General features: G+C 63.5%; 12 protein-coding genes. 8 read left to right on the top strand and 4 right to left on the bottom strand.

The features are described 5' to 3' along the window. Positions 1–112: 112 nt before the first annotated feature. Complete coding sequence (locus SJ05684_RS15830; protein WP_034852856.1) at positions 113–886, bottom strand: amino acid ABC transporter substrate-binding protein; 774 nt, start codon at positions 884–886, stop codon at positions 113–115. A 265-nt stretch (positions 887–1,151) separates the two neighbouring features. On the opposite strand from SJ05684_RS15830, the gene SJ05684_RS15825 reads away from it, so the two are divergent. The 3 genes from SJ05684_RS15825 (at position 1,152) to ispG (ending at position 4,610) form a co-directional block, all read left to right on the top strand. Next, on the top strand, positions 1,152–1,937 hold the full coding sequence (locus SJ05684_RS15825; protein WP_085939007.1) for a DeoR/GlpR family DNA-binding transcription regulator: 786 nt from the start codon (positions 1,152–1,154) through the stop codon (positions 1,935–1,937). Positions 1,938–2,024: 87 nt separating this feature from the next. After that, positions 2,025–3,215, top strand: a complete 1,191-nt coding sequence (locus SJ05684_RS15820) for an MFS transporter (RefSeq protein ID WP_034852858.1) — start codon at positions 2,025–2,027, stop codon at positions 3,213–3,215. A gap of 141 nt (positions 3,216–3,356) precedes the next feature. Continuing rightward, positions 3,357–4,610, top strand: a complete 1,254-nt coding sequence (gene ispG / locus SJ05684_RS15815) for a flavodoxin-dependent (E)-4-hydroxy-3-methylbut-2-enyl-diphosphate synthase (RefSeq protein WP_034852763.1) — start codon at positions 3,357–3,359, stop codon at positions 4,608–4,610. A gap of 213 nt (positions 4,611–4,823) precedes the next feature. Here ispG and hisC read toward each other — a convergent pair whose 3' ends face one another. Continuing rightward, entirely contained in the window at positions 4,824–5,879 is a 1,056-nt protein-coding gene (hisC, locus tag SJ05684_RS15810; RefSeq protein WP_034852764.1) for a histidinol-phosphate transaminase, read from the bottom strand. A gap of 8 nt (positions 5,880–5,887) precedes the next feature. Beyond that, complete coding sequence (locus SJ05684_RS15805; RefSeq protein ID WP_034852860.1) at positions 5,888–6,802, bottom strand: polyprenyl synthetase family protein; 915 nt, start codon at positions 6,800–6,802, stop codon at positions 5,888–5,890. A 137-nt stretch (positions 6,803–6,939) separates the two neighbouring features. Here SJ05684_RS15805 and mtgA point away from each other — a divergent pair, with 137 nt between their 5' ends. The 3 genes from mtgA (at position 6,940) to rpmF (ending at position 8,785) form a co-directional block, all read left to right on the top strand. Further along, entirely contained in the window at positions 6,940–7,701 is a 762-nt protein-coding gene (mtgA, locus tag SJ05684_RS15800; RefSeq protein ID WP_034852765.1) for a monofunctional biosynthetic peptidoglycan transglycosylase, read from the top strand. A gap of 75 nt (positions 7,702–7,776) precedes the next feature. After that, the gene (locus SJ05684_RS15795; RefSeq protein ID WP_034852766.1) at positions 7,777–8,424 is read left to right on the top strand and encodes a glutathione S-transferase family protein; all 648 of its coding nucleotides are present in this window, start codon (positions 7,777–7,779) and stop codon (positions 8,422–8,424) included. A gap of 175 nt (positions 8,425–8,599) precedes the next feature. After that, the gene (gene rpmF, locus SJ05684_RS15790; protein WP_003535764.1) at positions 8,600–8,785 is read left to right on the top strand and encodes a 50S ribosomal protein L32; all 186 of its coding nucleotides are present in this window, start codon (positions 8,600–8,602) and stop codon (positions 8,783–8,785) included. 263 nt (positions 8,786–9,048) lie between these two features. Here the strand turns inward: rpmF and phaR are convergent, their stop codons facing one another. After that, a complete protein-coding gene (gene phaR / locus SJ05684_RS15785) occupies positions 9,049–9,627 on the bottom strand; it encodes a polyhydroxyalkanoate synthesis repressor PhaR (protein WP_034852768.1) in 579 nt (192 codons plus the stop codon). Positions 9,628–9,850: 223 nt separating this feature from the next. Between phaR and SJ05684_RS15780 the strand changes: the two genes are divergently transcribed. Both SJ05684_RS15780 and SJ05684_RS15775 read left to right on the top strand, forming a co-directional pair. Further along, positions 9,851–11,032: an acetyl-CoA C-acetyltransferase gene (locus tag SJ05684_RS15780; protein WP_034852769.1), complete on the top strand. Its 1,182-nt coding sequence runs from the start codon at positions 9,851–9,853 to the stop codon at positions 11,030–11,032. 113 nt (positions 11,033–11,145) lie between these two features. Next, complete coding sequence (locus tag SJ05684_RS15775; RefSeq protein ID WP_034852771.1) at positions 11,146–11,871, top strand: beta-ketoacyl-ACP reductase; 726 nt, start codon at positions 11,146–11,148, stop codon at positions 11,869–11,871. Positions 11,872–11,883: the final 12 nt, after the last annotated feature.

Here is an 11,883-nt window from a genome sequence, read left to right as displayed (position 1 = left end):
AAACCTTTCAGAAGATGCGATCCGCTCCTTGGAGCGGGATGAGGGAACGTATGCGCCCATATCCCGCTTCAACCTTCAAGGAGCGGATCGTCGTTCATGCGGTTACGCAGAATCACTTGGAAACGTCGGCACCGAAATATTTCTGCGAAATCTGCGCATAGGTGCCATCCGCCTTGATCTCGGCCAGCGCCTTGTTGATGGCGTCGAGCAGTTCCGGTTCGCCCTTGCGGACGATGATTCCAGAATGGTCGGCATCGGGCTTTTCGGCGGCGATCTTCACGTTCGCGTCGGGCTTCTGCTTCTTGAAATCGAGGAAGGAGAGGCTGTCGTTGATGGTCGCATCGGCGCGACCGGTCAAGACGAGCTGTATCGACTGATCGAAGCCTTCGGTCCCGACCAGCTCGGCGCCCGATGCTTCGGCGAGCTTGCCGAAATTGCTGGTCAGCGACTGCGCCGCCTTCTTGCCGCCGAGATCGGCGAAGCCCTTGATCTCCTCGTTGTCGCCCCTGACGATCAGCACCGCCTTGGAGGCGATATAGGGCTCGGAGAAGTCGTATTTCTTCTTGCGTTCCTCGGTGATGCCGACCTGATTGATGACGGCGTCGTAGCGATTGGCATCGAGGCCGGCGATCAGGCCGTCCCACTTGCCTTCGAGGAATTCGGCCTCGACGCCGAGCCGCTTGGCGACTTCCCGGCCGATCTCGACATCGAAGCCGACCAGCGCACCGCTCGCGTCGTGAAAGGTGAAGGGGGCATAGGTGCCCTCAGTGCCGATCTTCAGCACGCCGGCGGACTTGATCTCGTTGAGGTTGGAGCCGGCCTCGGCCGGCGCAAAGGCGGCGAGCTGCAGGAGGCCGGCAGCGAAAAGCGTCGGAAGAAGTTTCATCGTGTTCTTTCCATCCTTGTCGTTCTCCGGCCCGTCATCCGGATTGCGGCGAAGATCGCACAAAAGTCGGCGCGTCTGAGCGCATAAAAGACCAATTAGCGGCTGTTCCGATGAATATTTTTTTCTATTGGTCAGAAATCCTTCGAAACGGCTGTCGCTACATCCGACAGGTCTCCGCCCCGTTCCACGCTTGGAGGTTGAAGTCGTTACCAAAAGGTGGTATTCACGTTTTCACCTATTCATGCACGGTTATGCACGGTTGCCAATGACGACAGAATTGCTGCTGCGGGAAAGACAAGCTGCGATCCGCGAACGCCTGGTGACGCATGGCCGCGTCCTCGCGAGCGATCTGGCGCGTGAGTTCAATGTTTCCGAGGACACGATACGCCGGGATCTGCGCGAAATGGCCTCGGCCGGGCTTTGCGAGCGTGTCTATGGTGGCGCCTTGCCCCTTGCGCCGGATGCGGGCCGCTCCTTGAGCGAACGCGCTCAGATCGCGTCCGAGCGCAAGGCCGCGCTGGCGCAGGTATGTGTCGGCTACATCGAGCGCGGCATGACCGTCTTTCTCGATGCGGGCTCGACCAATCTGGCGATTGCGCGGGCGATCGCTCCGGAACTGGCCGCGACCATCGTCACCAATACGCCGCTGATCGCTTCTGCCCTGATGGAGAAACCGGCTCTCGATCTGATCCTGATCGGCGGCACGCTCGACCGTGCCGTCGGCGCGGCGGTCGGTGCGCGGGCGCAACGCGACGCGGAACTGCTTCGGCCCGATCTCTGCATCCTCGGGGCCTGCGGTGCCGACCCGGAAGCCGGGCTTACGGCTGTTCATTTCGAGGACGCCGAGTTCAAGCGGCTCGTCGCAACGAAGAGCCGCGCGGTGCTCGCCGCCGTCACCACGGAAAAGCTCGGCACCGCCGCCCCTCATGCGGTGGTCGGCATCGAAGCCGTCTCGACCTTGGTGCTCGAGGCGGATGCGCCGGCAGCTGACGTCGCCGCCCTCAAGGCGCGCGGCATCGGCGTCGTTCTCGCCGAGGAGCCAGGCAGATGAGCGGGTCGCTCGAACCTCTGGCGACGGCAATTGCCGGATATTCATCAGATCGAGCCGGTCGGATCCGGCAGCAGGAAGGCTGATCCCATGGACCAATATGCCGACAGTGCCCGGACCGGTATGCGCCAGGGCTATATGACAAAAAACCGGTTCGCCGTGTCGCTTCTCTTCCTGATGAACGGCTTCGTCACGGGAAGCTGGGCGCCGAAGATTCCCGAATTCAAGGACCGGCTCGGCATTGGCGAAAGCGCGCTCGGCCTGTTGATCCTGGTGTTCGGTATCGGCTCGCTGGTGCTGATGCCGATCGCCGGCGGCTTCATCGCCCGCCTCGGTTCGGAAAAGGTGGCGAAGCTCACGGCGATCATTCTCTCGCCGCTGCTCCTTTTGCTGACACTGGTGCCGAATGTCTGGACGGCCGCGGTCGGCATGTTCCTGCTCGGGGGCTTCGTCGGCGCCATGGACGTGGCGATGAACGCCAATGCGGTCGAGGTGGAGAAGTCGATGCGGCGGGCGATCATGTCCTCCTGCCACGCCTATTGGAGCCTCGGCGGGCTGATCGGCGCCGGGAGCGGCGGCTTCCTGATGGCGCGGATGGGCGTGCTGCCGCACGCGGCCGCGGTGACCCTGCTCTCTCTGGCGATCCTCGCTGTCGCCTGGCCCATGGTTCTCGCCGACAAGCCGCATCCGACGGCGACGAAGGAGAAACTCAGCCTGCCAACGACGCCGCTGCCCTGGCTGATCGGCCTGATGGCGCTGTTCTCGATGGTGCCGGAGGGCGCGGTGCTTGACTGGGGCGCGCTCTATCTCCGGAACGAACTCGGCGCGTCGATCGAGCTCTCCGGCTTCGGCTTCGCGGCCTTCTCGGCGACGATGGCGATCATGCGCTTTGCCGGCGACCATGTGCGGGACCGTCTCGGCGCGAAAAGCACGCTGCGCATCTGCACCATGACGGCGCTTGTCGGCCTCATCCTTGCCGGGATGGCGCCTAATGCGGCGCTGGCGATCCTCGGCTTCGCCATTGCCGGCATCGGCATCTCCAACATGGTGCCGATCGCCTTCTCCGCCGCTGGTAACATGCCCGGCCTGCAGCCGGGCATCGGGCTCGCGGTCGCGACCACCATGGGTTATTCCGGCATGCTCTTCGCCCCGTCGCTGATCGGTTTCATAGCGGAGTACAGCGGATTCGCCGTGATCGTCACCTCTATCCCGGCTCTCTTCGTCGTCGTGCTCCTACTGTCGCGACACGCCTCCCACGCCGACCACGGCCGGGGGCAATGACAACGGCCATGCCATCAATTCGCCGTCAGTGCGCGATGTGGGCGTTGACAAGCGGGTTTTCCTTCGCCACCTGAAAGGCTCTAAAGCAATTCCAGGAAAAGCAATACGTCCGGAACTGCGCAGTACCTAGAAGAGGCCTTCATGTCTTCTGCCTTCGATTTCGAGCCAAAGCCGCGCCGTGCCTCGGTTGCCGTCGATGTCGGCGGCGTGGTCGTCGGCGGCGGCGCGCCGGTCGTCGTACAATCGATGACCAATACGGACACGGCCGATGTCGATGCGACCGTCGCCCAGGTGGCGGCGCTCCACACGGCGGGCTCGGAACTGGTGCGCATCACGGTCGACCGGGACGAGAGTGCCGCCGCGGTGCCGAAGATTCGCGAGCGGCTGTTGCGCCTCGGCATGGATGTGCCGCTCGTCGGCGACTTCCACTATATCGGCCACAAGCTGCTTGCCGACCATCCGGCCTGCGCCGAGGCGCTTGCGAAGTACCGCATCAATCCGGGCAATGTCGGCTTCAAGGACAAGAAGGACAAGCAGTTCGCCGAGATCATCGAAATGGCGATGCGCTACGACAAACCGGTGCGCATCGGGGTGAACTGGGGTTCGCTCGATCAGGAGCTCTTGACGCGGTTGATGGACGAGAACAAGGCCAATGGCTCGCCCTTGACGGCGCAGCAGGTGACGCGCGAGACGATCGTGCAGTCGGCGCTCATCTCGGCCGAGCTCGCCGAAGAGCTCGGCCTGCCGCGCAACCGCATCATCCTGTCCGCCAAGGTCTCGGGTGTGCAGGACCTGATCGCCGTCTATGCGATGCTTGCCGCCCGCTCCGACCATGCGCTGCATCTCGGGCTCACGGAAGCCGGCATGGGCACCAAGGGCATCGTCGCCTCCTCGGCCTCGCTCGGCATTCTGATGCAGCAGGGCATCGGCGACACGATCCGCATATCGCTGACGCCGGAGCCCGGCGGCGACCGCACCCGTGAGGTTCAGGTGGCGCAGGAACTTCTGCAGGTGATGGGCTTCCGCCAGTTCATCCCCGTCGTCGCCGCCTGTCCCGGCTGCGGCCGCACGACCTCCACCGTCTTCCAGGAACTGGCGCAGAAGATCCAGGAGGATATCCGGGCGAGCATGCCGATCTGGCGCGAGAAATATCCGGGCGTCGAGGCGCTGAAGGTTGCCGTCATGGGTTGCATCGTCAATGGTCCCGGCGAAAGCAAGCACGCCGATATCGGCATTTCGCTGCCCGGCACCGGCGAGACGCCGGCCGCGCCCGTCTTCATCGACGGCCAGAAGGCGATGACGCTGCGCGGCCCGAAGATCGCCGAGGAATTCCAGTTGCTCGTCGCCGACTATATCGAGAAGCGTTTCGGCCGCGGCCAGGCTGCAGCAGAGTAGGGCGCGTACTTCCCGCTGTTTGCCCCTAATCCGGCCTGCCGGCCACCTTCTCCCCGCAAGCGGGGCGAAGGAGACCCGCGGCGCCGCTTCAATCCACACTCCGCCTGCGGGTCTGTAACGGGGACATTGTGCCAACCAGTCCTTCTCTCCGCAAGCGGCAAGAGGGTTAGGGTGAGCGGCGACTCCGCGCCTGCTCGGCCTAGCTCGATCGCCTCAAACTATCTCGTCGAGTGCCGTGATCAGCCTGGCGCATTCCGCGTCCGTGCCGATGGTGATGCGCAGGAAATCCTCGATCCTCGGTTTGGCGAAGTGGCGGACGATCACGGCGCGCTCGCGCAGCTTCGCGGCGAGTGTCTGGCCGGCATGGTCCGGATGGCGGGCAAAGACGAAATTCGCCTGGGACGGCAGGACCTCGAAGCCGCGCATTTCCAGTTCGCGGATGAGTTCCGCCCTCGTGGCAATGATCTTGCCGCGCGCTTCCTCGAACCAATCCGTGTCCCTGATCGCGGCAATGGCGCCGGCCTGGGCGGCTCGTCCGAGCGGGTAGGAGTTGAAACTGTCCTTGACGCGCTCCAGCGCTTCGATAAGCGGCCGCTGGCCGATGGCGAAGCCGACGCGCAAGCCCGCGAGTGCGCGCGATTTCGAGAAGGTCTGCACCACGAGCAGGTTCTCGTATTTCGGTACGAGCGCAACCGCCGACTCGCCGCCGAAGTCGATATAGGCCTCGTCGATCACCACTGGCTGGTCGGGGTGCTCGGCGACCAGTCGCTCGATTTCCGCAAGCGGCATGCCGATGCCGGTCGGCGCATTGGGGTTCGGAAGGATGATGGCGCCAGCGGGGCGGCGATAGTCGGCGATGTCGATGCGGAAGGCGTCGTTGAGCGGTACCTCGACCGCGTGGATGCCGAAGAGGCCCGCATAGGTCGGATAGAAGCTGTAGGAAATATCCGGATAGAGCAGCGGCTGATCGTGCTTCAGAAGGGCGGCGAAGGCGTGCGCCAGCACTTCGTCGGAACCGTTGCCGACGAAGACCTCGTCGGCGGAGACGCCGCAACGTTCGCCGATCGCCTGTCTCAAGCCAAGTGCGACCGGATCCGGATAGAGCCTCATATCGTCGCTCGCCGCAGCCCGGATGGCTTCCAGCGCCTTTTCCGAAGGCCCATACGGGCTCTCATTGGTGTTGAGCTTGACGAGGTTGGCCATGCTCGGCTGTTCGCCCGGAACATAGGGCTTCAGCCTGGACACGATCGGCGACCAGAATTTGCTCATGGGTGGATCTAGCTCCTGCGATTGGCAATGAACCGGGCGGTCTCGGCGAGAACGGACGAGCGGGCGCCGTAGGGTGCCAGCAACTCTTCCGCTTGACTGACCTGTCTTTCGAGTTCGCGCTCGGCCCAGGCCTGGCCGTGGAGGGCAACCAATGTGCCCTTGCCGCGGGCGGCGTCCTTCCCGGTGGCCTTGCCCATCGCCTTGGCGTCGGCTGTCAGGTCGAGCAGGTCGTCGGCAAGCTGGAAGGCGAGGCCGATCTTCTCGCCGAAGGCGCGAAGCCGCCGGCGATCGTCTGAACTCGCATCGGCGATGATCGCCCCGGCTTCGCAGGCGAAGCGGATGAGCGCGCCGGTCTTCATCGCCTGCAGCGTAACGATGCCGGCCTCGTCCGGTGCCGTCTTCTCGGCGGCAAGGTCGAGCGCCTGGCCGCCGGCCATGCCGCCATGGCCGGAAGCGCGGGCAAGCGCAAGCACAAGCGCCGTCTTCTGCCGGTCCGACAGCGGCGTTTCCGGTGCGGCGATGATGTCGAAGGCGTAGGTCAGCAGGCCGTCGCCCGCAAGGATCGCGGTCGCCTCGTCGAAGGCGATGTGCACCGTCGGCTGCCCGCGACGCAGCTCGTCGTCATCCATAGCCGGCAGGTCGTCATGGACGAGTGAATAGCAGTGCACGCATTCGAGCGCCGCACCGACCCTCAAGGCCGCCCCGGCATCCCCACCGAGAAGGGCGGCGCTTTCGGCGACGAGGAACGGGCGCAGCCGCTTTCCGCCATTGAGCACGCCATGGCGCATGGCGTCGAGCAGGACCGCCGGGCGGGTGATCTCGTCTTCGAGCGGCGCGCAGCCGAGAAGGGTGGCAAGCAGGCTCTCGACCGCCTGTGCATCGCTTTTCAGCCGTGCCTCGAAGGATGGTATCTCGTCTGTCATGAATGGCTCTTTGACACGGGCCGAAGCGGCTTTCAACGGGCTTTCGCGTCGCATTCGCCGGGGATGAGCGCGCCCAGCCCTTGTCTTTTGCGACAAGGCCGTTCAACTTTCGGCCTCCGTGAAATAAGAAAACGGAAATGAACAGAGGGTCGAACAGCCAGGCCGTGGACATCATTTCGGAAAAGCGCGAGGAGGGCGAGATGTCTGCCGGCCGAGGATCTGCCCTGCGTCGCGCCGGGCGGCGCCTTCTCCGTCTCGGTCTCTTTCTCCTCTTACTGCCTTATCTGCTGGTCTTTCTGTATCTCGTCGAGTTCATCCATCCGGTTTCGACCTTGATGCTGCGCGACCTCGTGTTCCTGCGCGGATATGACCGGCAATGGGTCGAGTTCGAAGAGATCGCGCCGATCCTCGTGCAGTCGGTGATGATGTCCGAGGATGGCCAGTTCTGCGCGCACACGGGTGTGGACTGGGTGCAGATGCGTGGTGTGGTCGAGGATGCGCTCGAGGGTGAGCAGACGCGCGGCGCCAGCACCATTCCGATGCAGACGGTCAAGAATCTCTATCTCTGGAACGGCCGCTCCTTCGTCCGCAAGGCGCTGGAAGTGCCGCTGGCGATCGCCGCCGACTTCGTCTGGAGCAAGCGGCGCTTGATGGAGATCTACCTGAACGTCGCCGAGTGGGGCGAGGGGATCTACGGCATCGAAGCGGCTGCGCGCCATTACTTCGGCGTTCCGGCGGCAAAGCTCTCGCGCCGACAGGCGGCGCTGCTCGCCGTTGCGCTGCCCAATCCGATCGACCGCAATGCCGGCAAGCCCGGCCGGGGCCTCAGGCGTCTTGCCGCGGTGATCGAGCGCCGCGCCAGCCAGTCCCGCGACTACATCACATGTCTTTATGATTGAGATGAAGGCAATTCATTGGTCCTCGTGCCGCTGATGTGGCAAGGCTGTCCCTAAAAGATGAACGGAGACAGGACCATGGCCAAGCTCGTGCTTTACGTCGGCAACAAGAATTATTCCTCCTGGTCGCTGAGGCCTTGGCTGGCGCTCGAGGCCTGCGGCGTCCCGTTCGAGGATGTCGTTATACCCTTCGATTTTCCCGCGGGGAACCCGCGTTTCAGCGAGATTTCGCCGACCGGACGTGTGCCGGTGCTGCACCATGGCGACGTGCGGGTCTGGGAGTCGCTTGCGATCATCGAATACGTGGCGGAGCTTTATCTCGATGCGGGCCTCTGGCCGGAGGTCCTGGAGGATCGCGCCCGCGCGCGCAGCTATTCGATGGAGATGCTCTCCGGTTTCCGGGCGCTGCGCGGCGCATGCCCGATGAACATCCGCAGGCCGCGCAAGGCCATCGCCCTTCCCGAAGGGGTGGCGACCGACGTCGCGCGGATCGAAGCGATCTGGCGCGAGGCGATCGCCCGCTCCGGTGGGCCGTTCCTGTTCGGCCGTTTCACCGCGGCCGACGCGATGTTCGCACCGGTCGTCAACCGTTTCGACGTCTACGAACTCGTGACGGATCCCGGGACGCTTGCCTATATGGAGGCGGTCAAGGCGCATCCCGCCTTCAGGAAATGGGAAGAGGCGGCGAAAGCCGAACCCTGGATCGTTCCCGAGGACGAGGCCTGATGCTCTTTGAAACTGCGCCGGCGCGCCGCCCGCGTGGATTCGAAAATTTGCGTGCGGGGACTGGTCAAACGGCGGTCGGCCATGTATAAGCGCGCGAAATTCCGAGATCGACATCTGTTTGACCCGGCCATTTTCGGCTGCTGAACAGTGTTTTGCCCGATAAGTGGAGAATGAAATGGCTGTACCGAAAAGAAAAACGAGCCCGTCCAAGCGTGGCATGCGCCGTTCCGCTGACGCCCTCAAGGCTCCGACCTACATCGAAGACAAGAACTCCGGCGAACTGCGCCGTCCGCACCACATTGACCTGAAGACCGGCATGTATCGCGGTCGCCAGGTTCTGACGCCGAAGGAAAACGCATAAGCGTTGTCCTTGGCGGATGAGGCTCGAAGGGTCGGCATTGCCGGCCCTTTTTTCTTATATGAGCCAGGCGTGGTGGCGTTGGATCATGCAGGCCGTGCCCTGGCCATCCGGCCTGCCAGCCCACCTCTCCCCGCCCGCGGGGGCCGGAAAATCGGACGAGGCTTCGAAAAGCGCGTTGCGCAGAGTGAAAGACTTACAGCGCTCTTTGTGCGTCCCGAAGCACGGGCGGCGCTATAGCCGGCGCTACCAAAAAGGCGGGAATTTCAGCCCAGATTGTCGAGCTTCGTCTGAAGCGCGCGAAGCTGCTCCTTGAGCTCGTCGAGGTCCCTGGCCTCGGGTTTCTTCGTCTCCTTGGCCGGAGGGGCGGCCATGAAAGGGGAGAACATCTGCATTGCCTGGTGGAACATTTCGGTGTTGCGCCGGACCTGTTCCTCGACCAGTTGCAGCGGCACCTGCAGGTTCTTGCCGAGCGGCGTATCGCCGAAGGCCTTGTTGATCTGCTCGCGCATCTGCGCCTGCTGCTCGGTGAAGGCCTGCATCGAGTGCTCGAGGTAGCTCGGCACGACCATCTGCATCTGGTCGCCGTAGAAGGAGATCAACTGGCGCAGGAACGAGATCGGCAAGAGCGTGTTGCCGGTCTTCGACTCCTGCTCGAAAATGATCTGCGTCAGCACGGAATGGGTTATGTCCTCGCCGGACTTGGCATCCTGGACGATGAAGTCCTCGCCCCGCTTCACCATCACGGCCAGGTCGTCCAAGGTCACGTAAGTGCTCGTCCCGGTGTTGTAGAGTCGCCGGTTGGCATATTTCTTGATAACGATCTGGCCATCGCTCTTTGCCATCAGGGTCTCCTCTTACCCATGGTCCCGTCTTTATTGTGTTTTTCAGAGTATCCGCAAAAGAGCGCTGCTGACAATCTCTTTGTGCAATGCGGTGACGCGGGTGCAAAAATATGATGGAGCTTCAGAATCGTGAAGCTTTTGTATCGGTCATCAAGCCGTTTGACTTGCGCTCGCGGCTTTGCCAGTCTGGCCGGCGAGGCCAAGCTAGAAGAGGAAACGTCCCATGAGCAATCCCTCCATCGTGATCGCCAGTGCCGCCCGTACCGCCGTCGGGTCCTTCAACGGCGCCTTCGGAAATACGCCCGCCCATGAACTCGGCGCAGCCGTCATCAGGGCGGTGCTCGAGCGTGCCGGGGTCGAGGCGGCGGAGGTGGACGAGGTGATCCTCGGCCAGGTGCTGCCCGCGGGCGAAGGGCAGAATCCGGCGCGCCAGGCGGCGATGAAGGCCGGTGTCCCGCAGGAGAAGACCGCCTGGGGTATGAACCAGCTTTGCGGTTCGGGCCTTAGGGCAGTGGCGCTCGGCATGCAGCAGATTGCGACCGGCGATGCAAACATCATCGTGGCCGGCGGCATGGAATCCATGTCGATGGCGCCCCATTGCGCCCATCTTCGCGGCGGTGTGAAAATGGGCGACTTCAAGATGATCGACACGATGATCAAGGACGGCCTGACCGACGCCTTCTATGGCTACCATATGGGTATCACCGCCGAGAACGTCGCGCGCAAATGGCAGCTGACGCGCGAGGAGCAGGACGAATTCGCGCTTCGCTCCCAGAACAAGGCCGAGGCCGCCCAGAAGGCCGGAAGGTTCGCCGACGAAATCGTCCCCTTTGTCGTGAAGACCCGCAAGGGCGACGTCACGGTCGATCAGGACGAATACATCCGCCACGGCGCCACGCTCGATTCCGTTGCAAAGCTGCGGCCCGCCTTCGACAAGGACGGCACGGTCACGGCCGCCAATGCCTCGGGCCTCAACGACGGCGCTGCCGCGACGCTCTTGATGACGGAAGCGGAGGCCGAAAGGCGCGGCGTCCAGCCGCTCGCCCGCATCGTCTCCTGGGCGACGGCCGGCGTCGACCCGCAGATCATGGGAACCGGGCCAATCCCCGCCTCGCGCAAGGCGCTCGAGAAGGCCGGCTGGTCCGTCGGCGACGTCGAGCTCGTGGAAGCGAACGAGGCCTTCGCGGCGCAGGCCTGCGCCGTCAACAAGGACCTTGGCTGGGATCCGTCGATCGTCAATGTCAATGGCGGAGCGATCGCGATCGGCCACCCGATCGGCGCCTCGGGCGCGCGCGTCCTCAACACGCTGCTCTTCGAGATGAAGCGGCGCGGCGTCTCCAAAGGTCTGGCCACACTCTGCATCGGCGGCGGCATGGGGGTAGCCATGTGCGTGGAACGCATGTAACCGGCAGCCGCGTGCGGGCATTCACCGCATTGGGTCGAGTGCATGTGGCCCGGGACTCCCGGGCTACATGAGTATGCTATTGCGAACTTCAATCAACCGAATGGGAGGCGAACATGAGCAGGGTAGCATTGGTGACGGGCGGGTCCCGCGGCATCGGCGCTGCGATTTCGGTCGCGCTGCAGGCGGCGGGCTACAAGGTAGCCGCGACCTACGCCGGCAATGATGAAAAGGCCCAGGCCTTCAAGCAGGAAACCGGCATTCCCGTCTACAAATGGGACGTTTCCAACTATCAAGCTTGCGTCGACGGTATCGCTAAGGTGGAGGTCGATCTCGGGCCTATCGACATCCTCGTCAACAATGCTGGCATCACGCGCGATGCGATGTTCCACAAGATGACGCCGGAGCAATGGGGAGAGGTCATCAACACCAACCTGACGGGGCTCTTCAACATGACGCACCCGATCTGGTCCGGAATGCGCGATCGCGGCTTTGGCCGGATCGTCAACATCTCCTCCATCAACGGCCAGAAGGGACAAATGGGCCAGGCAAACTATTCGGCCGCCAAGGCCGGCGATCTCGGCTTCACCAAAGCGCTGGCCCAGGAAGGCGCGGCGAAAGGCATCACCGTCAATGCGATTTGCCCGGGCTATATCGGCACCGAGATGGTGCGCGCCGTGCCGGAAAAGGTGCTCAACGAAAGGATCATCCCGCAGATCCCCGTCGGTCGCCTGGGCGAGCCCGAGGAAGTGGCGCGCTGCGTCGTGTTCCTCGCTTCCGACGACGCGGGTTTCATCACCGGTTCGACGATCTCGGCCAATGGCGGACAGTACTTCGCCTGATCGAGCGGAGGA

It is taken from the genome of Sinorhizobium sojae CCBAU 05684 (assembly GCF_002288525.1).
GTDB classification, from domain to species: domain Bacteria; phylum Pseudomonadota; class Alphaproteobacteria; order Rhizobiales; family Rhizobiaceae; genus Sinorhizobium; species Sinorhizobium sojae.
Note: the sequence above shows the minus strand (reverse complement) of the source record. Positions and strands in the feature narration are given on the sequence as shown.